The sequence below is a fragment of the Phyllobacterium sp. UNC302MFCol5.2 genome (assembly GCF_000686005.1).
GTDB lineage: Bacteria > Pseudomonadota > Alphaproteobacteria > Rhizobiales > Rhizobiaceae > Phyllobacterium > Phyllobacterium pellucidum.
Genome location: NZ_JMLL01000013.1, coordinates 267314 through 291404, shown reverse-complemented (window position 1 = coordinate 291404; position 24091 = coordinate 267314). Strand labels below are relative to the sequence as shown.

The following is a 24091-nucleotide window of genomic DNA, read 5'->3' as shown; positions in this document are numbered from 1 at the left end:
ATGCCCTTTGAATTCAGTTGCGTAAGATTACTTCTTCACAGCTGCGGCGACTTCTGCTGCGAAGTCGCTTTCTTCCTTTTCAATGCCTTCGCCAAGAGCGAAACGGACAAAGGCCGTGATCTTGGCCGGAGCGCCGATCGACTTCTCGGCTTCCTTGAGCGCCGCCTCGACCGTCAGGTCGGGATTGATGACGAAAGCCTGCGAGAGAAGCACGACTTCCTCGTAGAACTTGCGCATACGGCCGTCGACCATCTTCTCGACGATGTTTTCCGGCTTGCCCGACTGGCGGGCCTGATCGGCGAAGATCGCCTTTTCGCGTTCGACGGCGACCGGGTCGACTTCTGAAGCGGTCAGGGCGAGCGGGTTGGTGGCGGCAACGTGCATGGCGACCTGGCGGCCGAATGCCTGTGCTGCTTCCGCATTGCCGGCCGTCTCGATGGCAACGAGAACGCCGAGCTTACCGAGACCGTCGGAGACGGCGTTGTGAATGTACGTCGCGACGACGCCCTGGCTGACGCTCAGAGCAGCGGAGCGGCGGAACGAAAGGTTCTCACCGATCGTGCCGACGGCGTCCTTGATCGAGTCGACGACCGACTTGCCGGTCGAGGGATAGGTCGCGGTGCCAACAGCGGCGGTCGTACCGTCGGTCGTCAGTGCTACGTTTGCGACGTTGCGGACGATATCCTGGAAAGCGTCGTTGCGGGCAACGAAGTCTGTCTCCGAGTTGACTTCGACGACTACCGACTTGGCGCCGTTCGAAGCCACGCCAACGAGGCCTTCGGCGGCCGTGCGGCCGGCCTTCTTGTCGGCCTTGGAGATGCCCTTCTTGCGCAGCCAATCAACGGCGACTTCCATGTCGCCATTGGTTTCGGCAAGGGCTGCCTTGCAGTCCATCATGCCGGCGCCGGTGAGTTCGCGAAGTTCTTTTACCTGTGATGCAGAAATGCTCATTAGATCGCCTCTTCTCAAAGCGAAGGCACACTGGTGAAACCAGCATGCCAACTTTGCGGCGCGTCATGCGCCAATCGAATCATTTTTAATCACCCGATAAGACGGGTGTATGAAGCCTCAAGCGGAGGCTTCACCTTCCTGTACAGGAGCGGCCTCAAGAGCCGGTTCGGCCGGAGCCTCTTCCTGGGCGCCAAGATCGACACCGAGGGAACCCTGCTGACGGGCGATACCGTCGAGCGCAGCCTTGGCGATCAGGTCGCAGTAAAGCGAGATCGCGCGGGATGCGTCGTCATTGCCCGGGATCGGGAAGTCGATCTGGTCCGGATCGCAATTGGAATCGATCACGGCAACGACCGGAATACCAAGACGCTTGGCTTCCTGGATCGCGATGGCTTCCTTGTTGGTATCGATGATGAAGATGAGGTCCGGGGTCGAACCCATGTTCTTGATACCGCCGAGGGCGCGGTTGAGCTTCTCGCGCTCGCGATCGAGGTTCAGGCGCTCCTTCTTGGTGAAGCCCTGGGCGTCGCCGGCGAGAAGTTCGTCGAGCTTGCGCAGACGCTGGATCGAGTTCGAGATCGTCTTCCAGTTGGTCATCATGCCGCCGAGCCAGCGTGCGTTGACGTAATACTGAGCCGAGCGGGTCGCGGCATCGGCAATAATGTCCGAAGCCTGACGCTTGGTGCCGACGAAGAGAACGCGGCCGCCACGGGCTACCGTGTCGGAAACCTTCTTCAGGGCCGTATGCAGCAGCGGAACGGTCTGGGCGAGATCGAGAATGTGAATATTGTTGCGGTCACCATAAATGTATGGTGCCATTTTCGGGTTCCAGCGATGTGTCTGGTGGCCGAAGTGAACGCCAGCTTCAAGGAGCTGACGCATGCTGAAATCAGGCAATGCCATCTTTATTTTCCTTTTCCGGTTTAACCTCCACAGGAAAGAGGCGGGAGACCCGCCACCGGAGGCCATATCGGATTTCTCCCGATATCAACCCAAATCCCGTGTGTGGAATGCTGCGGCTGTTAGTCGATAATTGCGGCAAACGCAAGTGTGTCGGCGATAAAAGCCGCCGCATCAGACGATCTTATGCGGCAAGCAGGACTATTTCTTGCACTTTGGCGTGTCGAAAAGCTGCAGATTGACAAGCTTTCCGGTCATGGAGAAATCGCCGTAATCCATTTTCAGATCACGGGTTACGCCGTTCCGGTACATCTTGAAGTTGATACGGTAGCTCGGCAGGCCTTCAGCCTTTTCACTTTCGTCGAAATAGGCGATCGAGACCGGCCAGGTGTTTTCCTTGGCAAGAGGGCCCATGTGCTTGGTCTCGTCCTCGCCATCTGAAAGCGATGATTTGCCAATCACGACCGTCGTTGCCATGACCTTGTTGGCATCCTCGGAACCGTCGAAGAGCTTCGTCTGGTAGAACACTTCTCCAGCAAGCGCCTTTTCGATCAGTTCCTGCATGTGCCGGGTCGGGAACTGCGACAATTCCAGATCCTGCTTGAGCGCCTCGGGTTTGGTCAGGGAAATTTCCGTCTTGTCCTTCAGGAGGGCAGCGTTGCCGCGCACCTCCTTGGTGAGGCTCTGATCGACGAACGTCTTGTTGACGAAGCGGAACTTGCCGCCGTCGCCGGATTCGTAGGTCGTCGTCTGCTGGTCGGTGACGCGCTGCGGCTGCTCTTCCATGTCGACGCGGGTCACAAAACGAAAGTTCGTGGTATAGCCCTCGCAATCCGAACCGTTGAACTCATAGACCATACGGCCGGTCAGTCCGGTGATGCCGCTGCTATCCTGGGCAGTGTCCAGTTTCAGGTCATAGATGGCGCGATGCGGAACAAGGGTCGCCGTTCCGGCAGCCAAAGCCATGGTTGAGTGGGTCAGACCAAGGGCACCGAGGCTGAAAACGAGAGCGGACAAGACGCGCATAGACAAGATTCTCCATATTAGAACGCGCATATTAAAAAAACTCTTGGCGGAAGCGAGGCAAAAATCGCACCTTGCGTCACATTCATTACGATTCCGCTTGATAAGGATGAAGATATCATGACCAGCACCATCGAATCCCGCCTGAAGGAACTCGGCATAGAATTGCCGGTCGCCGCGGCGCCCGCTGCAAACTACGTGCCCTTCGCACAGACAGGAAAACTGCTGCTGACCTCCGGACAATTGCCGCTATCGGGTGGCAAACTCATCCACACCGGCCTTCTTGGCGCGCAGCTCGCCGTCGCCGACGGCCAGGAAGCCGCAAGGGCTTGCGCCATCAATATTCTCGCGCAGGCCAAAGCCGCGCTGGGTGATCTCGATAAGATCGCGCGCATCGTGAAAATCACCGTGTTCGTGGCTTCGACGCCGAATTTCACCGAACAGCACCTTGTCGCCAACGGCGCCTCGGATCTGCTGGTTGCCGTCCTTGGCGATGCAGGCCGCCATGCCCGCTCGGCGGTGGGGACAGCAGCCCTGCCCCTGAACGCGCCCGTCGAAGTCGAAGCTATCATCGAGGTCCGCTGATCATGACATCGGCTGACTGGCTCAAGGATGTGCCGATCGCCCATCGCGGTTTGCATGATCTCAACAAAACCCGCTGGGAGAATACGCTCTCCGCATTCGAAGCGGCCGCGAGCGCGAGGTACGCCATCGAATGCGACGTGCATCTTTCCGCCGACGGCAAGGCCATCGTCTTTCACGACGGAACGCTGGATCGGCTCATCGGCCGACAAGGCAATATCGACGAAGTGACCGTCGAGGCGGCAAGGGCCCTGCGCGTCGGCGGCACGGACGATCATGTTCCGACGCTCGTCGAAGCGCTGGAGCTGATCGACGGGCGGGTTCCGATCGTCATCGAACTCAAGGGCATTCCTGGCCGAGACGACGGCCTCGTCAAGGCGGTTGCCTCTGACCTTGCCGGCTATGCGGGAAAAGCGGCGATCATGTCGTTCGACCATCATCTGATCCGGCTCTTCGACACGGATGCGCCCGGCATACCGGCCGGCCTGACTGCAGAGGGATTGCGCGACGCCGATCTTGAGGCGCATTTTTCCATGCTCGCTCACGAGATCGATTTCGTGTCCTACAACGTCCACCATCTCGACAATCGCTTCGTCAAGTTCGTTCGCGGCAAGCTCGGACTGCCGGTGATTTCCTGGACGGCAAGGAGCCTCGCCGACAAGGCGACGAGCGATGCCTATGTCGATCAGATCACCTTCGAGGGTTTCGACCCGCACGCCGCATAGGATGCGCCCTGCCCCTTGCATCGCAGGATGAAATGCCTAGCTTTAGCTTAAGCGGTTGCACGGGTCGGCGCGTCGCCGGCTCGTAAGCTTAGGCTAAGCCAGGAACCAACCCAACGATGCATGATACTTATCGAGGCGATTTTACCTTGCGCGCTTGCGAGGGCGTTGGCGCATTTACGCGCGACGAATGGGCAAAGCTGAGCGGCGCCGATCGCGCCATGCCCGACTACAACCCGTTTCTCTCGCACGGCTTCCTGTCGTCGCTCGAAGATTCGGGGTGCGTCGCGCGCCGGGCTGGGTGGCTGCCCCAATTCCTGCGCCTCGATGACGACAGCGGCAATCTGATCGGCGCGATCCCGTGCTATCTCAAGGGCCACAGCCAGGGCGAATATGTATTCGATCACGGCTGGGCCGACGCTTTTGAACGCGCTGGTGGTCGTTACTATCCGAAGCTGCAGGCGAGCGTCCCCTTCACGCCGGTGACCGGTCCCCGCCTACTGGTAAATCGGGACTGGGACCAGGCGGCCGTGCGAACCGCTCTCGCCAATGGCCTGCGCCAATTGGCCAACCAGATGGGTGTTTCGTCAGCTCACTCGACCTTCGTCAATGATGACGATCTCGGGGCCTTCACGGAAGCCGGTTTCCTGCATCGCACCGATCAGCAATTCCATTTCTTCAACGAGGGTTATGAAAGCTACGACGCTTTTCTTGAAACCCTCGCCTCTCGCAAACGCAAGGCTCTGAAACGCGAGCGCCGCGAGGCCGTTGCCGACGATATCACCATCGAGCGTTTGACGGGCGACGATATCACCGAAGAGATTTGGGACGATTTCTTTGCGTTCTATATGGATACTGGCAGCCGCAAATGGGGACGCCCCTATCTCAACCGCGAATTCTACGCCTTGATCGGGGAGCGCATGCCTCAAGACGTCATGCTGGTGATGGCAAAACGGGCGGGCAGATATATTGCCGGCGCTATCAACTTCATCGGGTCCGACCGGCTCTTCGGCCGGCATTGGGGCTGCATCGAGGATCATCGCTTCCTGCATTTCGAAGTCTGCTACCATCAGGCCATCGACTTTGCCATCGAACGCAAGCTGAGTGTCGTCGAGGCCGGTGCGCAGGGCGAGCACAAGCTTGCCCGTGGCTATCTGCCCGTTACCACCCACTCTGTTCATTACCTTGCCAATGAAGGGCTGCGGCGCGCGGTGAGCGATTTCCTTCGCCATGAGCGGAGTGAAGTCGCGCTCCTCAACGAGGCGCTGAGCGAGCACGCGCCGTTCAAGAACTCCGATCACTGACCGGCGTTGCTCGAACCGCTTGACTAGGGCGCCCAGCTTGGCAAACATCGCGGCCGGTTTCCCAGCTGTACAGGTGCGTGATGACAGAGCCCTATGACGACAACAACGTGTTCGCCAAAATCCTGCGGGGTGAAATTCCATCGCATAAATTGTACGAGGATGCGGACACCTACGCATTCATGGATGTCATGCCGCAGGGCAACGGCCATTGTCTGGCCATCACCAAGGCTCCATGCCGCAACCTTCTCGACGTTGAAGCCGAACCGTTGACTGCGGTGGTGGCGACCACCCAGAAACTGGTTCGGGCGGTAAAAAAGGCCTTCGACGCGGATGGTGTCACGGTTATGCAATTCAATGAGCCGGCCTCCGGCCAAACGGTCTTCCACCTGCACTTCCACGTCATTCCGCGCTTTGAAGGCATTCCCCTGAAACCCCATACGGGGCAGATGGAAGATCAGGGCGTTCTAGCGGCAAACGCAGAGAAGATTCGGCAGGCGCTGGCGCAGGGCAGTTGACGCACCTGATTATGGAGCCGGCGCAATTCTAATGAGACTCTGTTGCGAGTTGTGCCTTCACTTCGGACTGACCAAGGCCAAGAACTGCGCGCGCCGCAAGGAGCGCAAGGATGAACGCCGCGACGCCACCAAACAGATCGACGATGTTGTGTCCGCCATGAACGATGATGGCAGGGACCATCAAAATATTGATGACTGCGATGACTGGAAATATTTTGCGAAAGTCCATCGTGAAGTAAACGGAAAGACAGGCCATCACGGTATGGAATGATGGAAATGCGATAAGGCCGAGCGTGTCCTTCGGCGAGATATAGGCTGCGCCTTCCCGATATAGCCGCAGAAGTTCGAGACCATATGCGTGGTCGGCAATCGCCCCCAAACGGTTAGCGACCTCCGACGGCAACGGATAATATGCGGCGGGTCCCGCACTTGGAATGATGCGCCACACCAGAATCGTCAAAAGTGCCGACAAGGTGCCGGTAAGCAGGAAGAGGTGCAGCGACCGTTTGGATCCAAAAAAGCCGACAAGGAGAATGACGCAAGTGATCTGGATGAGCGAACTGCCGTATATCACGCGCAATATAGTCGGAAGGTAGGGAACCTCCACGACGGCCTGGACGAAATCCGGCCAGTAAAATCCAAGAGCGCGATCCCACTCGATCAGGACCCGGTCGTAACTCTCTCCCACCGGCAGCAGCAGATAATTGAACACCGACCCGACGAGCGAGAAGAGCAGGTAGAAACCCGTCGCCGTGGTTGGAACAGCGATTTTCTCGTCGTGACGGTAGAGCCGATAAAATTGTCCGATCGCGATGGCGGCGAGCCCCATGCTGCCGCCAACGGCATAGCCAAGCCAATCGACGGTGACGCCCTTAGCGCTGGCAAGTGCAATGTTGATCATAAGCAGCACAGCAATAATGCCACCGACGATTTTCTCGGCCGGATAGAGAACCATCGCTCACCCCTGTCTTTTTTAGGGATTTTAACCCGGTCCAATTAAGGATCGCTGAATCAACGCTGGGCTTACGCGAGGACAAGTCCGGCAATCAGGATAATCTCGGCAACGATAACGCCGACGATCACACGCCGGCCAAGGCTGAGATAGGCAAAGAAACCTGCTGCCGCGGCGCCGATCCTCAAAAACACCGACGATTCGGCAAGCGAACCGCTCGGATAGAGGATCAGTTGAGCGATAACGCCTGCGACAAGGGCGGTTGCCACTGCACGCACAATGACGAGGGCATCCGAGTCCTCGCGAACCCTTCCGCCGATGAGTACGCCGATCCATCGCCATACGTCAGTTGGAAGCCAGCCGGCGAGCAGTATGAAGAGGTAGGGCCACCACCAGGCGGAGATGCTGTCCCAGGTCATGGGGCCCTGCCCCGTGCTTTTGTCCAGTGGAGGTAGGCCATCGTAGCCGCACCGCCGGCAAGACCCGTGAGAAGCAGGTCATAGGCCGGCGCGATATGGTGGATCAGCGGAAACAGCAGCAGACCCGACACCATGGCGACATGCACCGTACGGTCACGCGCCGAGCCCCAGAGCGAGGCCAGAAAATACATTGGCGTGAGGAAAAACAGCGCGGCGAATACGAGCGGGGGAAAATCGGTCGAAAGATAGTAAACAAGGCCGACAACAAGCGTATTGGCTGTGGTCAGCGTCATGCCAAGGCCGGCGAAATAGGTCGTGCGCATTTTGACGGGTACGTTGCGCAGATGCTCCATTCCCAGCACCCAGGCGGTTACCGCGATAAAGTGGGAGAGAAACAGAAGCACGATCTTGCGCGTTTTCGGCCCACGCATTTCCGGAACGAACGCGGCGACCATCGGAACAAATCTGATCGACGAGAGCGCGACCGCAACCGCAGCGCCGAGGATCGAGTAGCCCGCGCCGATTGCGCCGATGAGCACGATATTGGCGGGCAGCGCCCAGATCGCCGCAACCATGAACATGGCTTCCCCAACGGTCACTCCGCTCTGGCTCGCGAGGCCGGCAAATCCCACATGCGCCGTCATCAGGATCAGTGCAGGGATGGTGCGTATCATCGCCGCGCCGGAGAGAAACCACTCAAGGTGGCTCCCCGGATCTTCTTCTCGTTCCGGCACATGGGAGGGCAATGCGGAATCAGCCATGGGTCCAGCGATAAAGGCAAGCAGCACAGCGGGCAAGAAAAAGGCCGCCCGAAGGCGGCCTTTTCATCATTTCTTGCGTGGCACTTTTGGCACCGACGCCTTGCGCAGCACGTGCGGCTCGCTCGTTGCGAGACCGGCACCGGCCTTTTCGAGCGCTGGCTTCTTCGGCGCCGGCTTGCGCTTTGCAACCGGCTTCTTCTCGACCGGAATTTCCTTCTTTGGCTTCACGACGACTTCGTCGGCGACATAGTCGAGGACGAGGCCACGCGAACCATCGGGCTTCTCGGCAACCGAGACGCGAACCGTGCCACCCTTCTTCAGCTTGCCGAACAGTACCTCGTCAGCGAGCGGCTTCTTGATGTGCTCCTGGATGACGCGCGCCAGCGGCCGCGCACCCATACGGTCATCGTAGCCCTTCTCGGCAAGCCAGGCGATTGCGTCCTGCTGCAGATCGAAGGTTACACCGCGATCGGCAAGTTGCGCCTCAAGCTGAATGACGAACTTCTGTACGACCTGATGGATGACCGGAACCGGCAGCGGTCCAAACGGAATGATCGCATCGAGACGGTTGCGGAACTCCGGCGTAAACAGCCGATTGATCGCTTCCATGTCGTCGCCTTCGCGCCGCGAAGACCCGAAACCGATCGCAGCCCGCGCCATATCCGAGGCACCGGCATTGGTGGTCATGATCAAAATCACGTTGCGGAAGTCGATCTGCTTGCCGTTGTGGTCGGTCAGCTTGCCGTGATCCATGACCTGCAACAGGATGTTGAACAGATCCGGATGCGCCTTCTCGATTTCATCGAGCAGCAGCACGCAATGCGGATGCTGATCGACGCCATCGGTCAAAAGGCCGCCCTGGTCGAAGCCGACATAGCCGGGAGGTGCGCCGAGCAGCCGGGAAACGGTGTGGCGTTCCATATATTCCGACATGTCGAACCGCAGGAGTTCGACGCCGAGCGAATGCGCCAACTGCTTGGCAACTTCGGTCTTACCGACGCCGGTCGGGCCCGAGAACAGGTAGGAGCCAATCGGCTTTTCCGGTTCGCGCAGGCCTGCCCTTGCAAGCTTGATCGACGATGACAGCGCTTCGATGGCCAGATCCTGGCCGTAGACGACACGCTTCAATTCAGCCTCGAGATTGGAGAGGACCGCTTCATCGTCCTTCGATACGGACTTCGGCGGAATGCGGGCCATCGTCGCGATAGTCGCTTCGATCTCCTTTACGCCGATTGACTTCTTGCGCTTCGATTCGGGCAGCAGCATCTGGCTTGCGCCCGTCTCATCGATCACGTCGATCGCCTTGTCAGGCAATTTACGGTCGTTGATATAGCGCGCAGAAAGTTCGACGGCGGACTTGATCGCCTCCACGGTATACTTGACCTTGTGGAAATCCTCGAAATACGGCCGCAGCCCTTTCATGATCTCGATTGCATCGGGGATCGAAGGTTCGTTGACGTCGATCTTCTGGAAACGGCGAACGAGCGCCCTATCCTTTTCGAAGAACTGGCGGAACTCCTTGTAAGTCGTTGATCCTATGCAGCGAATCGCCCCTGAAGAAAGCGCAGGCTTCAACAGGTTGGATGCATCCATTGCACCGCCCGACGTAGCGCCGGCGCCGATGATCGTGTGGATTTCGTCGATAAACAGGATGGCGCCCGGATACTCTTCGAGCTCCTTGATGACCTGCTTGAGGCGTTCCTCGAAATCACCGCGATAGCGCGTTCCGGCAAGCAAGGTGCCCATGTCGAGCGAAAACACCGTCGCATCCTTGAGGACCGTCGGGACCTTCCCTTCGACGATGCGCTTGGCAAGGCCCTCGGCAATAGCCGTCTTGCCCACGCCGGGATCACCCACATAGAGCGGGTTGTTCTTCGAGCGGCGGCACAAAATCTGGATCGTGCGGCTGATTTCCTGGTCGCGGCCGATCAGCGGATCGATCTTTCCAGCTTTTGCCCGTTCGTTGAGATTGTTGCAGTAGGCCGTCAGGGCATCCTGCTTCTTCTTGGTGCCCTCATCGGATTCCGAAGCGTGATGTTCTTCGTTGTTGCTTTCGGTCCCAAGGGGCGTGCGCGGCTCGGATGCGCCGGGGCGCTTGGATATTCCGTGCGAAATATAGTTGACCGCGTCGTAGCGCGTCATCTGCTGTTCCTGCAGGAAAAACGCCGCATGGCTTTCGCGTTCAGCAAAGATCGCAACCAGGACGTTTGCTCCGGTCACTTCCTCGCGATTAGAAGACTGGACATGGATGACAGCACGCTGGATGACGCGCTGAAAAGCAGCGGTTGGCTTGGAATCCTCGTCATAACCCGTCACGAGGTTGTCGAGCTCATGATCGACATAATCGGTCACCGTACGCGTCAGTTGAGCGAGGTCGACATTGCAGGCGCGCATGACACTACTCGCGTCCTGATCATCGATGAGCGCAAGGAGCAGATGCTCCAGAGTCGCATATTCATGATGATGCTCGTTCGCGATTGTCAGCGCCTGATGGAGGGCCCGCTCGAGACTAGGTGAGAAAGATGGCATGAAACCTCACTTTTTCTCCATCACGCATTGCAGCGGATGTTGGTTTTGCCGCGCATAGTCCATGACTTGGGTCATCTTGGACTCCGCGACCTCATAGGTAAAGACACCACATTCTCCGACTCCATGATTGTGCACATGGAGCATAATGCGTGTGGCATCCTCTCTGTTCTTCTGGAAAAAACGCTCCAGAACATGAATGACGAACTCCATTGGAGTGTAATCGTCATTGAGAAGCAACACGCGATAAAGGCTGGGTTTTTTCAGCTTTGGTTTAGTCCGGGTAATGACAGCCGTGCCACGTCCGGGACCATTGCCGCCACCCTTTTCTTCATCTTGCATAATGGGTGATAACCGCATCATCTCTTCAGACACCCGCATTCCTGATAGCTATTTGTCGCTTCATGCATTCTATGTAGGTCGCACCAAGCAGATTTTAAGCCCTCTCCTGAAGCTTGCAATATCAAGTTGCCGTTGCAAAGGGCCATTTGGCCCAGCGGAACAAAAAAAGTCCGGTTGCGTGGGCAACCGGACTTTTAAACAGTGTCAGCAGCAAGTTCAGGTTTATTTGCCGACCTTGGCGACAGCCAACTCGAAGGGGCGGTAAGCCTCTTTCGCGAGATCGGCATAAAGTTCACCGAACTTCGCAGCCTGCGAGACGAAGCCCTCATAGGCCTTCTTCGAAAACAGGCTCTGTGCAGCGAACGCCTGCTCTGCCGACTTCGTCGAGGCAAGCTTTTCGAGGAGGATCGAGCCGTCGTTGAACGAACGCTTCGAATAGTCTGCAGCTTCGGTTGCAATTGCCTGCAGACCCTGGTTGAGCGCGTTTACGCTCTTCATCGTGCTGTTGATGAATTCCTTGCTGGATTCATTCAGTGCTTCAAACGGGGTGGCCATGATGCATCCTTTAATTGGGTTATTGTTGCGCTTCTTTTAGTGTGCACTGCACAAAAAGTCAATTTTTTGCTGCACTGCAGCATTCCGGTAAATTTTTCGATAAAGGCGGGGGAAATCGTCAACACGGCGGTTACCATAAACATTTTGGTAACGCTGATGCGGATAAAGTTCACGAAATCAATCTGATGCGTCAGATCAAAGAGAACCCACCCGCATATCGAACAGGTGTTGATTGTGCTCCATCCGGCCCGCCAAACAAATAAACTAATCAAAAAAGTGGCTCATGCATTCCTGGCTCTCTCGATGATCTCCGGCATCAGCGCTGCCGGCACCTCGGCAGCGTCGGCTGAAACCAAGGCGGCAGCCATCGTCGTCGATGCCAACACCGGCAAGACGCTTTATTCGTCCAACCCTGACGCCCAGCGCTTCCCAGCCTCGCTGACGAAGATGATGACGCTCTACATGCTGTTCGACGCAATGGCGGCAGGCAAGGTCTCCAAATCGACACCCATCCCGGTTTCCGCCTACGCCGCCGGCCAGCCGCCGACGAAAGTCGGCTTTCGCCCCGGGCAGACGATTAGCGCCGAGGCCGCCATCCTGTCGCTGATCACCAAGTCAGCCAACGACTCGGCAACCGCCATCGGCGAGTATCTCGGCGGATCCGAGCAGCGGTTCGCTGTGATGATGACCAACAAGGCGCGCCAGCTCGGCATGCGCAACACGCAGTTCCGCAATGCGAACGGCCTGCCTGATCCACAGCAGCGCTCTTCCGCCCGCGACCTCGCCCTCCTCGGCATCGCGCTGCGCGAGCATTTCCCCCAATATTACGACTATTTCTCCACACGCAGCTTCACCTACAACGGGCGACGCATTGTTGGGCACAACCGCTTGCTCGGAAAAGTACGTGGTGTCGACGGAATCAAGACGGGTTACACGCGCGCTTCGGGTTTCAACCTCGTCAGTTCCGTCAATGTCGACGGCAAGAAGCTTGTCGCGGTCGTCATGGGCGGCACGAGCGGCGGCGCCCGCGACGCGCAGATGGCGCAGCTCATCGACAAGTATCTTCCGAGCGCTTCACGCCGTGACGGCGGCAACCTGATCGCCTCGCGTCGCAACAGCAAGGTCGAAGTCACTGCTGTCGATCTGCCCGATACCGCGCCCGTCCCCGTGCCGGCCCGGCGCGAGGAGGTGGCGACCACCCAAGCCGCCGAAGTCGTCACGGCCTATGCCGATCCGAAGCCGGTTCCATCGGTGGCAGCGCGCGTTCTTCAGGTTCCGGCGCCCCAGCCAAAGGCCGAGATCGGCGAAGGCGATGTTTCCGAAGTCGATCCAGTGACAACCGCTTCCGCGCCGTCGGCGGGCGGATGGATGGTGCAGATTGCTTCGGTCGGCAGCTCCGAAGAAGCCAAGGCAATGCTTGCCAAGGCGGCGGCCCAGGTTGGCGGTCCGATCGCCTCGCTCTCGCCCTATACGGAAAAATTCCAGAAGGGTGCGCAGACTTATCATCGTGCCCGCTTTGCCGGCATTACCAACGCCAAGGCGGCCAACAATGCCTGTGCCGCACTGAAACGTCAGAATTTCAACTGCTTTGCAATTGCACCACAATCGTAAGGCATCAACCCGACAGACCCAAATTGTACAGTGTAGAGGGTTTTGCGAATGTCCAGCACCACGGAAATACATGACCCGGCGGGCCTGACTGCCAAGGAATCGAAATCATCACTGTTCGGCATGCACGCCTTGCAGCAGGCCGCTTTGCGGATCGCCGATCTTCGCCACGGCAATGCGGCATTCAAGACGATGGACCTCGTCAATGTGCTGCTTTGTCAGGCTGCCCGCACCCGCCGCGCGGCGATGCCGCCGGTGCGCCTGCGCATTCACTCGGACGGTCGTAACGGCGTCAGTCCGGTTCGGCTGCGCCTCTCCTGATCGAGAACAGATTTAGAGTAGGCCCAGCGAGGCGAGTTCGTTGCGCAGTTCCGGCGGGAGTTTCGCACGGCCGGATTTGCCCTGTCCTTCATCCATGGGGACATCTTCGCTGGAAAGATACCGCCATCCCTGAAACGCACGGCGCGGCTGCCATTCAGTTGGGACGATGCGCGGCTCGAGGACCAGATGACAACGCGAAATGCCTTGATCGTCCGTAAACGTCCGGATGTCGGTTAGTCGCTGGCGGCACTGGATATTGCCCTTGATCACCCAATAGAGCGAGCCGCCGTCGAGAAGCTCGTCGATGCGCTTGGGCACCATCCGGGTTGTATGAAACTGCTCGATGGAGAGTCCCGCTTGCCGGCGTTCGTCAAGGCGGAAATCGATCCAGGCCGCGAGTTCTTCAATTGCACTGCAGCCGACGCAAAGTTTGACGAGATTGAGAGCCATGTGAGAAGCATTTACGCTTTCATCCGCCAAGGTCAACCATTGCCTCGGCTTCTCCACAGGGCCACGGTTCACAAGGCGGTGGCCGGGCTTTGCGCCCGGCCCTTTGCGATCAGTGACTACTTCCGGCAACGGCCGCAGGTGCCGGATCGAACTGCCGCTTCGACGGCGCTGAGTGATTATCTGGAGCCACGACCGGCACTTCCACGCCGTTAGCATCGTAAAGCTTGCCGTTGAGGAAGTAATCGCCGTCATGCAAATGCGCGATGTCCTGGTAGCGCAAGGTCCGCTCGGTTCCGGCGACGAATACGGACTGCTGGTCGGAATTGCCCGCCGTGAGATGATTGAAGACCAGGTTCAACACGATCGCCATTAGGGCTGCGGAACTGATCCCCGAGTGGAAGATGGTCGCGAACCAGGCCGGAAAGTGATCGTAGAAGTTCGGTGCGGCAATCGGGATCATGCCGAAGCCAATCGAGGTCGCTACGATGATGAGGTTCATATTGTTGGTGTAGTTGACCTTGGAAAGGGTACGGATGCCGCTTGCGGCAACAGTACCGAAGAGCACGATCCCTGCCCCGCCAAGAACCGCGCTCGGCACGGCGGCCACGACCCGGCCCATGATCGGCAGGAGACCGAGGGTTACGAGCACCAGACCGCCCGTCGCCACGACATAGCGGCTCTTGACGCCCGTGACTGCCACAAGCCCGACGTTCTGGGCAAAGGCGCTCTGCGTGAACGAGCCGAAGATCGGCGCGATCAGGCTCGAGAGCATGTCCGCCCGCAGGCCATCACCGAGGCGCTTCGAGTCGACCTTGGTTTCGATGATCTCACCGACCGCCAGAATATCGGCCGAGGTTTCGACCAGCGTCACCATGATGACAATGAACATCGAGATGATCGCCGCCAGATGAAAGGTCGGAAAGCCGAAATGGAAGGGGGTCGGTATCGCGACGATCGGCCCTTCGGCGACTTTGGAGAAGTCGGTCATGCCCAGCGCGAGCGCTATGGCGGTGCCGATGATGATGGCAAGCAGGATCGAGAGGCGCGAGATCGTGGCGCTGCCGAGCTTGCTGAGCAGCAGGACAACGACGAGCGTTACCGCAGCAAGCTGAATATTGCCGACGCTGCCGAACTCGGGGGAATTGCTATTGCCGCCCATGGCCCAGCGCACGGCAACCGGCATCAGTGTGAGGCCGATCGTCGTGATGACGATACCCGTGACGAGCGGCGGAAAGAAGCGCGTGATGCGCGAGAATATGGGTGTGATCAGCAGGCCGACCAGCGATGCCGCCATGACGGCGCCGAGCACCGCGTCCATGCCGCCACCGCCGCTGACGATGGCGACCATGGTGGCAACGCCCGAAAAGGAGACGCCTTGTACGAGCGGCAGCTGGCATCCGAAGAAGGGGATTCCCATCGTTTGCAGTATGGTTGCAAGGCCGCCGGCAAAGAGCGAGGCGGCAATCAGGAGACCGATCTGATCAGGCGCAAGGCCTGCGGCCTGACCGACGATCAGCGGCACCGCAATAATGCCGCCATACATCGTTAGAACATGTTGCAGGCCATAGGCGAGATTGGCGCCGAGTCCAAGGTTTCGATCCTCTGGCCGCTGATCCAGCGGCCGTCCGATTGTGTTTGCTTCCAAGGTAAAGTCCTCCCAATACCTTTGATGCCCGGCTTTTCCTCCTCGCCGGGCGGGACGAAGACTATGACAACCTTTTCAAGACCTGACTTTAGCCGATTTGATGAAACTGTTTTCAAGAAATCCGCACCTATTGCAGAGGGCGGACCATATCAGCCGCGCTGCCAAGGCGCTGGGACTTAGTATCGATATTTCTATAAAATGGAGGGGGGTCAGCACTCGACGACGTTGACGGCAAGCCCGCCGAGGCTGGTTTCCTTGTAGCGCTCGTTCATGTCCATGCCGGTCTGGCGCATCGTCTCGATGCACGCGTCGAGCGGCACGAAATGCGTACCGTCGCCCTTGACGGCCAATGAAGCGGCGGTAACGGCCTTGACCGCGCCAAGCGCATTGCGCTCGATACAGGGCACCTGCACAAGCCCGGCCACGGGATCGCAGGTCATGCCAAGGTGATGCTCCAGCGCAATCTCCGCGGCGTTCTCGATCTGCTCCGGCGAGCCGCCGAGCACCGCGGCAAGGCCAGCGGCGGCCATGGCGGAAGCCGAACCCACTTCGCCCTGACAGCCGACTTCGGCGCCCGAGATCGAGGCGTTGTGCTTGATCACCCCGCCGATGGCGGCAGACGTCAAAAGGAAGTCACGAATGCCCTCGGCATCCGCATCCTCGTGGAAATGGAGATAATAGCGCAATACGGCGGGAACCACCCCGGCGGCGCCATTGGTCGGCGCGGTCACGACACGGCCGCCAGCCGCGTTTTCCTCATTTACCGCCATGGCGTAGACCGAGAGCCAGTCATTGGCGAGGAGCGGATTGATCCGGTTCTGCCGCCATTCCTCCTGCAACCGATCATGCAAATAGCGGGCGCGGCGCTTGACCTTGAGGCCGCCGGGCATGATGCCCTCCTGCGCAAGTCCGCGATCGATGCATGAGCGCATGGCCGACCAGACGCGGTCGAGACCTGCATCGAGTTCCTCGCGGCTCATGAAGGTTTCTTCGTTTTGCCGCTTCATTTCAGCGATCGAAAGTCCGCTCGCCTTGGCCATGCTCAGCATCTGCGCGGCGTTGATAAACGGAAACGGGACGGCCGCTTCAGCCTTTGGCGCGGAGCGGGTCTTCGCGGCTTCCAGTTCTTCCTCGGTGACGACGAAACCGCCACCGATCGAATAGAATATACGGCGCAGAAGCAGCCGCTCGTCGGCGTCATAAGCCTCGAAGGCCATGCCGTTCGCATGTCCGGGAAGCGGGGTGCGCCGGTCCATGATCAGGTCGGTCGCGGGGTCGAAACGGTAGGAGGGATGTCCCTCGGGCGAGATACGCTTCGTGCGGCTCACCGTCTCAAGCATCGTATCCATTGCGTCCGGATCGACAGTGGCCGGAAGGTAGCCGCAGAGGCCGAGGATGACTGCGCGGTCGGTCGCGTGGCCGACGCCGGTAAACGCCAGCGAGCCATGCAGGTGAACGCGCAAATGATCGACCTTGACGCCGCTCGGCCGTGGCCACTGGCCGCTCTCGAGTTCTTCAAGAAACAGTCCGCCTGCGGTCATCGGACCCATCGTGTGGGAGCTCGAAGGACCAATGCCGATTTTATAAAGATCGAAAACCGACAGGAACATGCGGTTACTTACCCCGAGCTGGATCGCTTCCGTTGATAATGGCCGGTTGCCGGCAAACGTCAAAGCCAGCTTCCGACCTTGCGTTGTGTTTCTACGACATAGGCGCGCTGTTGCAAAAGTCAAAGAAAAACGCCGTATCGCCTGGTTTGCGGCAGTTCCAAAAATACCCTCCGGCCGGTTTGCCAAGCGCCGGAATTTCCGTACATTCGCGATTGCCGCCGCGCGTCACAGAGGACCGAAATGGAACCTGCCCAAAACACATCCTATTGGCTCGACGCCGTGGCGCTCGTCTATTTCTTCGTTGTCTGGATGGTCTATTCCTATTCGACCGCGAAGGGCTTTGGCGGCAGGAAATCCCTCACCTACGAAATGAACGAAGCGCGACGCCAGTGGATGGCGACAATGGCGACACGCGAGTTGCGCATGATCGACACCAGCATCATGATCGGCCTGCAGCAAGGCACGGGTTTTTTCGCCTCCACATCCATCCTTGCGATCGGCGGCTGCTTCGGGCTGCTGAATTCCTCAGGCCGCGTATTGACGCTGTTTCACGAGATTCCTTTTCTCAACGAGACGACCCAGCAATTGTTCGAGACCAAAATACTCGGGCTTCTCGTCCTTTTCGCCTACGCCTTCTTCAAGTTCGCCTGGTCGTATCGCCTGTTCAACTACTGCTCGATACTCATCGGCGGCGTGCCCATGGCACGTGACAAAGGCCCCGATGATCCGCTCGTCCTTGCCAGCATCAACCGCGCGGCGGGCATCAATATTCAGGCGGGCCAGCACTTCAACAGCGGCCTGCGCGGCATCTTCTTTTCGATCGGCTATCTCGGATGGTTCCTGCATCCGCTCTTGTTCATGGCGACCACGACATTCGTCGCCATCGTCCTGCTGCGGCGGCAATTCTTCTCGACGGCACGCGACGTTTTGATGCGCAACAGCGTAAGCGAGCTATAGGCTTCGCGGCAGATAGCGCCAAACGAAGAAGGATGTGAATACCATGAGCCCGGCGAGCGCGATGAAGATCGCGCCGAGGTGGAAGAACGTCAGGATGATCGAATAGGTGAAGGCCGGCAATATCTCGGAAAAATCGAGATAGGTCCGGTAGACCGCGGTCATCTGCGCGCGCTCATGCGGATGGACGGCGCGGATGAAGGTTGCTGAGCCGAGCGTATCGATCGCAACGCAGAAAAACGCGCCGACAAGCAGCATGATGGCGGCAATCATCGGGAATTTCTCACCAGCGAGGCCTGCCCCGATCAGGGAGACCGCGAGGAGCATGAAGACCGCGGAAATCGTCCGCATGAGGCCCTTGGACATGCCGACCTTGCCCCAGAGGATCGAGCCGAACAGGAAGAGGTTGCCGAGCGAGACGAGAAGACCGCCGGCCAGCGTTCCCTGCCCCGTCGCCACCATGAGGATCGGGCCGTAAACGAAGAACGTGCTCCAATAGCAGGAGCGGGAGAACGCGATAAGCCAAGCCAGACGCAGGCGCGGCTGCACGACGAAGCGGCGCACATTGGCAATGGGGTTTGCAGGACGGCTCGGCCCTCTTTGCAGCGCCGGGTTGTCGCTGAGCCGGAAGTACCAGAACAAGGCCAGCAGCACGAGTGAGAAGCCGATCGACAGCACGAACGGCGCAACCATGCCCACGTGCGTATAAAGGAACACACCGAGAAACGGTCCGCCGGTCCAGGCGATCGTCGCCGTTGCCATGCGCACCGACTCGGCGCGGACGAGTTCGCCCTTCTTGATGTGGTCCATGATGTAGAGGCTGAGCGTGATCGACAGGGTTCCCGCGCCGAAGGTGCGCAGGAACAGCCCGGCCGCCTGCCCCGGCAACGTATCGAGGGCAAAGGCCATGCAACCGATGATCAGTGATGTCACGCCGGCAGTATAGACCCAGCGGCGCGGGATACGGACGATCAGCAACGGGATCGACAGGGTCGAGATCAATCCGAACAGCGACATGCAGGTGTAAAGGATACTGACGCCGCGCTCGCTCTGCATAAGGTCATAGGTCTGGATCGGCACGACGCTGGTGATGATGGCACGCGCCATCGATTCAACGCCGAACAGGATCGCAAAGACCCGCGCCGTCGGACGCTTGGCCGTTGTAATCCAGATAGGGTAGCGGACTTGGCTGATCACCGGAGGGACTTCGGAGGGATTGATTCGATCGTTGCAGCGAGTTTCAATCGTTGCGCCGTCATTGGCCGTCGATGGAGCGACATATTATGTCCGTTTCATGGAAACCGTTGAAACAAGTAATAAAAAGCCCTGATTGATCAATGTGAAATGCAATGGATTTTGCCGGCCAAGTCGCATAGCGTGCGCGGGATAGCACACCACATACGAGCATTCTCCGCATGACCGACAACCTCAGTTCGATTTCGCCCGCGAAGCCGCGTCTTGGCAGGCTCGACGTGCTGCGCGGCATCGCGCTTATCGCCATGGCGACTTACCACACGGGCTGGGATTTCGAATTCTTCGGTTATCTCGAACCGGGCACGACCGGCCAGGGAGCCTGGAAGTTCTACGCGCGTATTATTGCCTCGACTTTCCTGATGCTCGTCGGCTTTAGCCTCGTTCTTGCCCATGGGCGCGGTATAAGATGGCGGTCGTTCCTCATGCGGTTAGCGCAGGTCGTGCTGGCGGCAGCGGCGATCACCCTCGTCACCTGGTACATGACGCCCGAAAGCTTCGTATTCTTCGGGATCCTGCATGAAATAGCTGCAGCGAGCCTACTTGGACTGCTTTTCCTGAGCCTTCCAGCGATCATCGTCGCGCTTGCGGCGGTGGCAGTCGTGGCCCTGCCATTTTACTTCGTTTCGCCGGCATTCGATCCGCCCGTGTTTTGGCCGCTCGGGCTTTCGGAGGTATTGATTCGTTCCAATGACTATGTGCCGATCTTCCCCTGGTTCGGCGCGGTGCTCTTCGGGATGGCGCTTGCCAAGGTGATGCAGCAGACGGGTGCTATGAAACTGCTTGCCGGTGATATCGCGCCGGCCTGGTTGAACCGGGCGCTGCAATTCATTGGCCGTCACAGCCTTGCATTCTATCTGATCCATCAACCCGTGCTGATCAGCTGCGTATTCCTGATCTCGCATGTCTTACCGCCGGCGGTGGCAACGCCCGAGGAAATCTTCGGCAATGCCTGCGTGCAGAGTTGCTCGATCGACAACGACGCGGCGTTTTGCGAAAAGTTCTGCTCCTGCGTCATCAATGAGAGCAAGGCGCGCAATATTTTCGACGACGCGTTCGCCGGAAGGCGGGATCAGAACGATCCGGAGATGCAGGATATTGCCGGGCTGTGCACCCAGCTCAACATGCCGCAATGAGGTGGCTAAGTGTTGACACCGAGTTCAGCGAGACGCTCGATGCAGGCTTCCTCAACCTGGTCGAGCTCAGTCAGCGTCTCCTCGATATCGCGGCGCTTCTGGCGAAGATCCCCACGCTTTTCCTCGACCCGCTTCATCAGCAGATGCAATTGCCCCATCTCCCCCGGGGGCTCACGGTACATCTGGACGATTTCATGAATTTCCGCGATCGAGAAGCCGAGCCGTTTGCCGCGCAGGATCTGCTTAAGGAGATGCCGGTCCGATGGACGAAAGAGCCGCGTGCGGCCGCGCCTGATCGGATGAATCAGTCCCTCGTCCTCGTAGAAGCGCAGCGTCCGTGTCGATACGCCGAACTCGCGTGTCAATTCGGTGATGGAATAATATTCGCGCATACCCGACACTATTGCTAGTTCCCCCACTATATCGATTGAATGTTTTGCCCACGCAATTACGTAAAAGTCAATTGGACGATTGTATAGGGTTGTGAACTTAAGTGCAAAATCAGGTAAGTTGCTGTTACTTAAAGCCAAACCACCAGGTGGCGAGGCCAAGGAATGATGAAAACCCGACAACGTCGGTCACGGTCGTAACAAACACGGCAGAGGCAATGGCGGGGTCCGCGCCGAAACGGTGCAGGAGCAGCGGAATCAGTATTCCGCCAAGTGCGGCGGCGAGCATATTGATGATCATGGCAGCCGCAATGATGCCGCCGAGATTGGCGTGGCCGAACCAGAGCCCCGCGACAAGTCCGATCAAAATGGCGAAGACCACGCCGTTGATGAGCCCGACCGAGGCCTCGCGTCGTATGATACGCCCGGCATTGTAGATATCCATATCGCGCGTCGCGAGAGCGCGCACGGTCACGGTCATCGTCTGCGTGCCGGCATTGCCGCCCATCGACGCGACGATCGGCATGAGTACGGCGAGCGCGACCATCTGCTGGATCGTGGCATCGAAGAGCCCGATGACGGAAGCCGACAGGATTGCTGTAAAAAGATTGACGACAAGCCAGGGCACGCGCGAACGCGATGTCGATACGACGGAATCCGAAAGCTCTTCATCGCCGACGCCGCCGAGGCGGAGGATATCCTCCTCTGCTTCCTCCTGGATAACGTCGACAATGTTCTCGATGGTGAGAACACCGACAAGGCGCTCGTTCTCATCCACGACGGCCGCAGAAAGCAGGTCATATTGTTCGAAGATCTGCGCAGCCTCTTCCTGGTCCATCGTGGCCGGAATGGCATGGCGCGTCTCGTGCATGATCTCTTCGACCTTGACGTCGCGCCTTGTGCGCAGGATGCGGTCAAGATCGATGGCGCCGAGCAGCCGGAACATCGGATCTATGACGAAGACCTGCGAAAAGGATTCCGGCAAATCGTCATTGTCGCGCATGTAGTCGATCGTCTGCCCAACGGTCCAGAACGGCGGAACGGCGACGAACTCGGTCTGCATGCGGCGACCGGCCGTTTCCTCGGGATAGCCCAGCGAACGGCGCAGCCTGACGCGTTCAGTGAACGGAAGCTGCGCCAGAATCTCGTCGCGATCTTCCTGGTCGAGATCTTCGAGAATGTAGACGGCATCGTCGGAGTCGAGTTCCTGGACAGCCTCGGCGATCTGCTCGTTGGGCAGGGCATCGACGATCTCCATGCGGACTGCTTCGTCGACCTCGGTCAACGAGGCGAAGTCGAATTCGTCACCGAGTAGTTCGACGAGTGCGGCGCGCTGCTCCGAATGCAGCGCTTCGAGAACATGGCCGAGTTCGGATTGATGCAGCTTGCCGACATGCGAGCGCAGGAACAGGACGTCGCGATCGGCGATCGCAGCGCCGACACGGGCGAGATAGGATGTTTTTACCGCACCGTCATCGCCGTAGATGTCGGATTCATCATTGTCGGACGCGGCCTCCGGTAGGGTCTCTAGATCATCCATTCTGTCCGCACCCGTTTTCTGACAAGTCAAACGCGACGGGCGACCAACGCCGTCTATTGTCAGTTAGAGCAAAGCATGCCCAAAGGAAACTAGCGGGCATGCTTTGCGCTTATTTTCAGGCGGCGGTGTCTTCCCAGCCACTAATGGCCTTCACTTCGAGGAAGTCTTCAAGGCCCCAATGGCCGCCCTCGCGGCCAATTCCCGACTGCTTGTAGCCGCCGAACGGTGCATCGGCCGCATGGGAAGCGCCATTGATGCGGACCATGCCTGCCCGCAGCCGCTTCGACACGCGTTTGATTCGTTCCGGGTCGCCCGACTGGATATAAGCGGCAAGGCCATACGGCGTATCGTTGGCGATCTCGACGGCCTCCTCTTCCGTGTCGAAAGGAATCATGGCGAGTACGGGTCCGAAGATCTCCTCGCGCGCGATTGTCATGTCGTTGTTGACGTCGGCAAAGACGGTCGGGCGCACGTAGTAGCCACGGTTGAAGCCCTCGGGACGCCCCGTACCGCCTGCAATCAGTCGCGCGCCTTCCTTGATGCCCTGTTCGATCAGGCCCTGCACCTTGTTGAACTGCATTTCGGAAACGAGCGGCCCCATGTGGTCGCCATTCTCTGACGGATCGCCAACCTTGGTGGCCTTGGCCGTCTCGGCGGCAACCTGTGTGGCCGTGTCGTAGACCGAGCGCTCGACCAGCATGCGCGTCGGCGCATTGCAGGACTGCCCGGTATTGTTGAACACGTGCGCCACGCCACGCTTCACGGCGGCCTCGACGTCCGAATCGGCAAAGACGATGTTGGGAGACTTGCCGCCAAGTTCGAGCGAAACGCGCTTGACCGTATCAGCGGCCGCCTTGGTGACGGCGACACCAGCGCGCGTCGATCCGGTAAATGACATCATGTCTATGCCGGGATGGCGCGACATGGCCTCGCCGACGGTCGGGCCGTCGCCGTTGACCAGGTTGAACACACCGGCCGGAAGACCCGAAGCATCGATGATTTCCGCGAAGATGACCGAGGAAATCGGCGCAAGTTCGGACGGTTTGAGAATGACCGTGCAGCCGGCAGCAAGCGCCGGAACAACCTTGAGCACAACCTGGTTCATCGGCCAGTTCCACGGCGTGATGAGGCCGCACACGCCAATCGGCTCGTAAACGATGCGCGACGACGTGTTGTGGGCGTCGAGTGGACGCTCGAATTCGAAGTTCTTCAAGGCACGGATGAAGGCCTTGATGTGCGCGGTGCCGGAAGCTGCCTGCTCGTCGAGCGCCATCTTGATCGGCGCGCCCATTTCGGCGGAAATGGCCTTGGCCATGTCGTCGATGCGTTCCTGATAGGCGGCAAGCAGGCGCTGCAGCCATTCAAGGCGCTCTTCGCGGCTGGTCACGCTCCATTTGGCGAATGCCTTGCGCGCAGCGGTGACGGCCTTGTCGACATCGGCGGCCGAGCCGAGCGAAATCACAGCGAAAGCCTGTTCATCGGCCGGGTTGATAACCTCCAGCTCTTTGGCGACCGTCGGAGCTATCCATTTGCCATCTATATAGAAATCGGTCTTGCGCAGCATGGTCTGTCTCCTGCCTGTAATGCGGATTGTCCGTTGATTTGCGGTCGGCGATCGCCAACGCATGATGATTG

The 24091-nt window shown here is 58.8% G+C and carries 23 protein-coding genes and 1 pseudogene; 8 read left to right on the top strand and 16 right to left on the bottom strand.

What is annotated here, in order from left to right; genetic code table 11:
* Window positions 1-27: 27 nt before the first annotated feature.
* From tsf to BR48_RS0118100, 3 genes are all read right to left on the bottom strand, one after another.
* A complete protein-coding gene (tsf, locus tag BR48_RS0118110) occupies window positions 28-951 on the bottom strand; it encodes a translation elongation factor Ts (protein ID WP_027232604.1) in 924 nt (307 codons plus the stop codon).
* A gap of 117 nt (window positions 952-1068) precedes the next feature.
* Window positions 1069-1854: a 30S ribosomal protein S2 gene (gene rpsB / locus BR48_RS0118105; protein ID WP_027232603.1), complete on the bottom strand. Its 786-nt coding sequence runs from the start codon at window positions 1852-1854 to the stop codon at window positions 1069-1071.
* A gap of 198 nt (window positions 1855-2052) precedes the next feature.
* Window positions 2053-2817 (bottom strand): cell envelope integrity EipB family protein, encoded by a 765-nt coding sequence (locus BR48_RS0118100; RefSeq protein WP_245273566.1) that lies wholly within the window; start codon window positions 2815-2817, stop codon window positions 2053-2055.
* A 177-nt stretch (window positions 2818-2994) separates the two neighbouring features.
* On the opposite strand from BR48_RS0118100, the gene BR48_RS0118095 reads away from it, so the two are divergent.
* The 4 genes from BR48_RS0118095 (at window position 2995) to BR48_RS0118080 (ending at window position 5997) form a co-directional block, all read left to right on the top strand.
* Entirely contained in the window at window positions 2995-3459 is a 465-nt protein-coding gene (locus BR48_RS0118095; protein WP_027232601.1) for a RidA family protein, read from the top strand.
* A gap of 2 nt (window positions 3460-3461) precedes the next feature.
* Window positions 3462-4181, top strand: a complete 720-nt coding sequence (locus BR48_RS0118090; RefSeq protein ID WP_027232600.1) for a glycerophosphodiester phosphodiesterase — start codon at window positions 3462-3464, stop codon at window positions 4179-4181.
* 116 nt (window positions 4182-4297) lie between these two features.
* Window positions 4298-5482 carry a GNAT family N-acetyltransferase gene (locus BR48_RS0118085; protein WP_027232599.1) on the top strand — a complete coding sequence of 395 codons (1185 nt, stop codon included), beginning with the start codon at window positions 4298-4300 and terminating at the stop codon, window positions 5480-5482.
* 80 nt (window positions 5483-5562) lie between these two features.
* Window positions 5563-5997 carry an HIT family protein gene (locus BR48_RS0118080; protein ID WP_027232598.1) on the top strand — a complete coding sequence of 145 codons (435 nt, stop codon included), beginning with the start codon at window positions 5563-5565 and terminating at the stop codon, window positions 5995-5997.
* 28 nt (window positions 5998-6025) lie between these two features.
* Here BR48_RS0118080 and BR48_RS24910 read toward each other — a convergent pair whose 3' ends face one another.
* From BR48_RS24910 to BR48_RS0118050, 6 genes are all read right to left on the bottom strand, one after another.
* Window positions 6026-6952: a phosphatase PAP2 family protein gene (locus BR48_RS24910; RefSeq protein ID WP_051615160.1), complete on the bottom strand. Its 927-nt coding sequence runs from the start codon at window positions 6950-6952 to the stop codon at window positions 6026-6028.
* 68 nt (window positions 6953-7020) lie between these two features.
* Window positions 7021-7368, bottom strand: coding sequence for an AzlD domain-containing protein (locus tag BR48_RS0118070; RefSeq protein WP_027232597.1), 348 nt, complete (start codon window positions 7366-7368; stop codon window positions 7021-7023).
* Window positions 7365-8129 (bottom strand): AzlC family ABC transporter permease, encoded by a 765-nt coding sequence (locus BR48_RS0118065; RefSeq protein ID WP_027232596.1) that lies wholly within the window; start codon window positions 8127-8129, stop codon window positions 7365-7367. Before BR48_RS0118065 ends, BR48_RS0118070 begins: the two co-directional genes overlap by 4 nt.
* A 66-nt stretch (window positions 8130-8195) precedes the next feature.
* On the bottom strand, window positions 8196-10658 hold the full coding sequence (gene clpA / locus BR48_RS0118060; RefSeq protein ID WP_027232595.1) for an ATP-dependent Clp protease ATP-binding subunit ClpA: 2463 nt from the start codon (window positions 10656-10658) through the stop codon (window positions 8196-8198).
* A gap of 6 nt (window positions 10659-10664) precedes the next feature.
* Window positions 10665-10997, bottom strand: coding sequence for an ATP-dependent Clp protease adapter ClpS (clpS, locus tag BR48_RS25960; protein ID WP_162737255.1), 333 nt, complete (start codon window positions 10995-10997; stop codon window positions 10665-10667).
* A 222-nt stretch (window positions 10998-11219) separates the two neighbouring features.
* The gene (locus tag BR48_RS0118050) at window positions 11220-11552 is read right to left on the bottom strand and encodes a phasin family protein (protein ID WP_027232593.1); all 333 of its coding nucleotides are present in this window, start codon (window positions 11550-11552) and stop codon (window positions 11220-11222) included.
* Window positions 11553-11855: 303 nt separating this feature from the next.
* On the opposite strand from BR48_RS0118050, the gene BR48_RS0118045 reads away from it, so the two are divergent.
* Both BR48_RS0118045 and BR48_RS0118040 read left to right on the top strand, forming a co-directional pair.
* Entirely contained in the window at window positions 11856-13163 is a 1308-nt protein-coding gene (locus tag BR48_RS0118045) for a D-alanyl-D-alanine carboxypeptidase family protein (RefSeq protein WP_081815937.1), read from the top strand.
* Window positions 13164-13211: 48 nt separating this feature from the next.
* A complete protein-coding gene (locus BR48_RS0118040; RefSeq protein WP_051615159.1) occupies window positions 13212-13481 on the top strand; it encodes a hypothetical protein in 270 nt (89 codons plus the stop codon).
* 12 nt (window positions 13482-13493) lie between these two features.
* Here BR48_RS0118040 and BR48_RS0118035 read toward each other — a convergent pair whose 3' ends face one another.
* From BR48_RS0118035 to BR48_RS0118025, 3 genes and pseudogenes are all read right to left on the bottom strand, one after another.
* Entirely contained in the window at window positions 13494-13931 is a 438-nt protein-coding gene (locus BR48_RS0118035; protein WP_027232590.1) for a DUF1489 family protein, read from the bottom strand.
* A 172-nt stretch (window positions 13932-14103) separates the two neighbouring features.
* Window positions 14104-15576, bottom strand: a pseudogene (locus BR48_RS0118030) (nucleobase:cation symporter-2 family protein); the annotation flags it as partial.
* A gap of 209 nt (window positions 15577-15785) precedes the next feature.
* A complete protein-coding gene (locus BR48_RS0118025) occupies window positions 15786-17186 on the bottom strand; it encodes an L-serine ammonia-lyase (RefSeq protein WP_027232588.1) in 1401 nt (466 codons plus the stop codon).
* A gap of 240 nt (window positions 17187-17426) precedes the next feature.
* Between BR48_RS0118025 and BR48_RS24905 the strand changes: the two genes are divergently transcribed.
* Window positions 17427-18143, top strand: a complete 717-nt coding sequence (locus BR48_RS24905) for a DUF599 family protein (RefSeq protein ID WP_036814818.1) — start codon at window positions 17427-17429, stop codon at window positions 18141-18143.
* On the opposite strand, the gene BR48_RS0118015 is transcribed toward BR48_RS24905, so the two are convergent.
* Complete coding sequence (locus BR48_RS0118015; RefSeq protein WP_027232587.1) at window positions 18138-19337, bottom strand: MFS transporter; 1200 nt, start codon at window positions 19335-19337, stop codon at window positions 18138-18140. The two genes, BR48_RS24905 and BR48_RS0118015, sit on opposite strands and share 6 nt — an antisense overlap.
* A gap of 218 nt (window positions 19338-19555) precedes the next feature.
* On the opposite strand from BR48_RS0118015, the gene BR48_RS0118010 reads away from it, so the two are divergent.
* Window positions 19556-20527, top strand: a complete 972-nt coding sequence (locus tag BR48_RS0118010) for a DUF1624 domain-containing protein (RefSeq protein ID WP_027232586.1) — start codon at window positions 19556-19558, stop codon at window positions 20525-20527.
* Window positions 20528-20532: 5 nt separating this feature from the next.
* Here BR48_RS0118010 and BR48_RS0118005 read toward each other — a convergent pair whose 3' ends face one another.
* The 3 genes from BR48_RS0118005 to BR48_RS0117995 all read right to left on the bottom strand — a co-directional run bounded on the left by BR48_RS0118005 (window position 20533) and on the right by BR48_RS0117995 (window position 24020).
* Window positions 20533-20919, bottom strand: a complete 387-nt coding sequence (locus BR48_RS0118005; RefSeq protein WP_027232585.1) for a MerR family DNA-binding transcriptional regulator — start codon at window positions 20917-20919, stop codon at window positions 20533-20535.
* Window positions 20920-21043: 124 nt separating this feature from the next.
* Entirely contained in the window at window positions 21044-22456 is a 1413-nt protein-coding gene (mgtE, locus tag BR48_RS0118000) for a magnesium transporter (RefSeq protein WP_027232584.1), read from the bottom strand.
* A 115-nt stretch (window positions 22457-22571) separates the two neighbouring features.
* On the bottom strand, window positions 22572-24020 hold the full coding sequence (locus BR48_RS0117995) for an aldehyde dehydrogenase family protein (protein ID WP_027232583.1): 1449 nt from the start codon (window positions 24018-24020) through the stop codon (window positions 22572-22574).
* Window positions 24021-24091 lie beyond the last annotated feature (71 nt).

Bases quoted from the DNA above. Each gene is read 5' to 3' on its own strand.
- tsf (WP_027232604.1), bottom strand. From the start codon at position 951: ATGAGCATTTCTGCATCACAGGTAAAAGAACTTCGCGAACTCACCGGC.
- rpsB (WP_027232603.1), bottom strand. From the start codon at position 1,854: ATGGCATTGCCTGATTTCAGCATGCGTCAGCTCCTTGAAGCTGGCGTT.
- BR48_RS0118100 (WP_245273566.1), bottom strand. From the start codon at position 2,817: ATGGCTTTGGCTGCCGGAACGGCGACCCTTGTTCCGCATCGCGCCATC.
- BR48_RS0118095 (WP_027232601.1), top strand. From the start codon at position 2,995: ATGACCAGCACCATCGAATCCCGCCTGAAGGAACTCGGCATAGAATTG.
- BR48_RS0118090 (WP_027232600.1), top strand. From the start codon at position 3,462: ATGACATCGGCTGACTGGCTCAAGGATGTGCCGATCGCCCATCGCGGT.
- BR48_RS0118085 (WP_027232599.1), top strand. From the start codon at position 4,298: ATGCATGATACTTATCGAGGCGATTTTACCTTGCGCGCTTGCGAGGGC.
- BR48_RS0118080 (WP_027232598.1), top strand. From the start codon at position 5,563: ATGACAGAGCCCTATGACGACAACAACGTGTTCGCCAAAATCCTGCGG.
- BR48_RS24910 (WP_051615160.1), bottom strand. From the start codon at position 6,952: ATGGTTCTCTATCCGGCCGAGAAAATCGTCGGTGGCATTATTGCTGTG.
- BR48_RS0118070 (WP_027232597.1), bottom strand. From the start codon at position 7,368: ATGACCTGGGACAGCATCTCCGCCTGGTGGTGGCCCTACCTCTTCATA.
- BR48_RS0118065 (WP_027232596.1), bottom strand. From the start codon at position 8,129: ATGGCTGATTCCGCATTGCCCTCCCATGTGCCGGAACGAGAAGAAGAT.
- clpA (WP_027232595.1), bottom strand. From the start codon at position 10,658: ATGCCATCTTTCTCACCTAGTCTCGAGCGGGCCCTCCATCAGGCGCTG.
- clpS (WP_162737255.1), bottom strand. From the start codon at position 10,997: ATGCAAGATGAAGAAAAGGGTGGCGGCAATGGTCCCGGACGTGGCACG.
- BR48_RS0118050 (WP_027232593.1), bottom strand. From the start codon at position 11,552: ATGGCCACCCCGTTTGAAGCACTGAATGAATCCAGCAAGGAATTCATC.
- BR48_RS0118045 (WP_081815937.1), top strand. From the start codon at position 11,856: ATGATCTCCGGCATCAGCGCTGCCGGCACCTCGGCAGCGTCGGCTGAA.
- BR48_RS0118040 (WP_051615159.1), top strand. From the start codon at position 13,212: ATGTCCAGCACCACGGAAATACATGACCCGGCGGGCCTGACTGCCAAG.
- BR48_RS0118035 (WP_027232590.1), bottom strand. From the start codon at position 13,931: ATGGCTCTCAATCTCGTCAAACTTTGCGTCGGCTGCAGTGCAATTGAA.
- BR48_RS0118025 (WP_027232588.1), bottom strand. From the start codon at position 17,186: ATGTTCCTGTCGGTTTTCGATCTTTATAAAATCGGCATTGGTCCTTCG.
- BR48_RS24905 (WP_036814818.1), top strand. From the start codon at position 17,427: ATGGAACCTGCCCAAAACACATCCTATTGGCTCGACGCCGTGGCGCTC.
- BR48_RS0118010 (WP_027232586.1), top strand. From the start codon at position 19,556: ATGACCGACAACCTCAGTTCGATTTCGCCCGCGAAGCCGCGTCTTGGC.
- BR48_RS0118005 (WP_027232585.1), bottom strand. From the start codon at position 20,919: ATGCGCGAATATTATTCCATCACCGAATTGACACGCGAGTTCGGCGTA.
- mgtE (WP_027232584.1), bottom strand. From the start codon at position 22,456: ATGGATGATCTAGAGACCCTACCGGAGGCCGCGTCCGACAATGATGAA.
- BR48_RS0117995 (WP_027232583.1), bottom strand. From the start codon at position 24,020: ATGCTGCGCAAGACCGATTTCTATATAGATGGCAAATGGATAGCTCCG.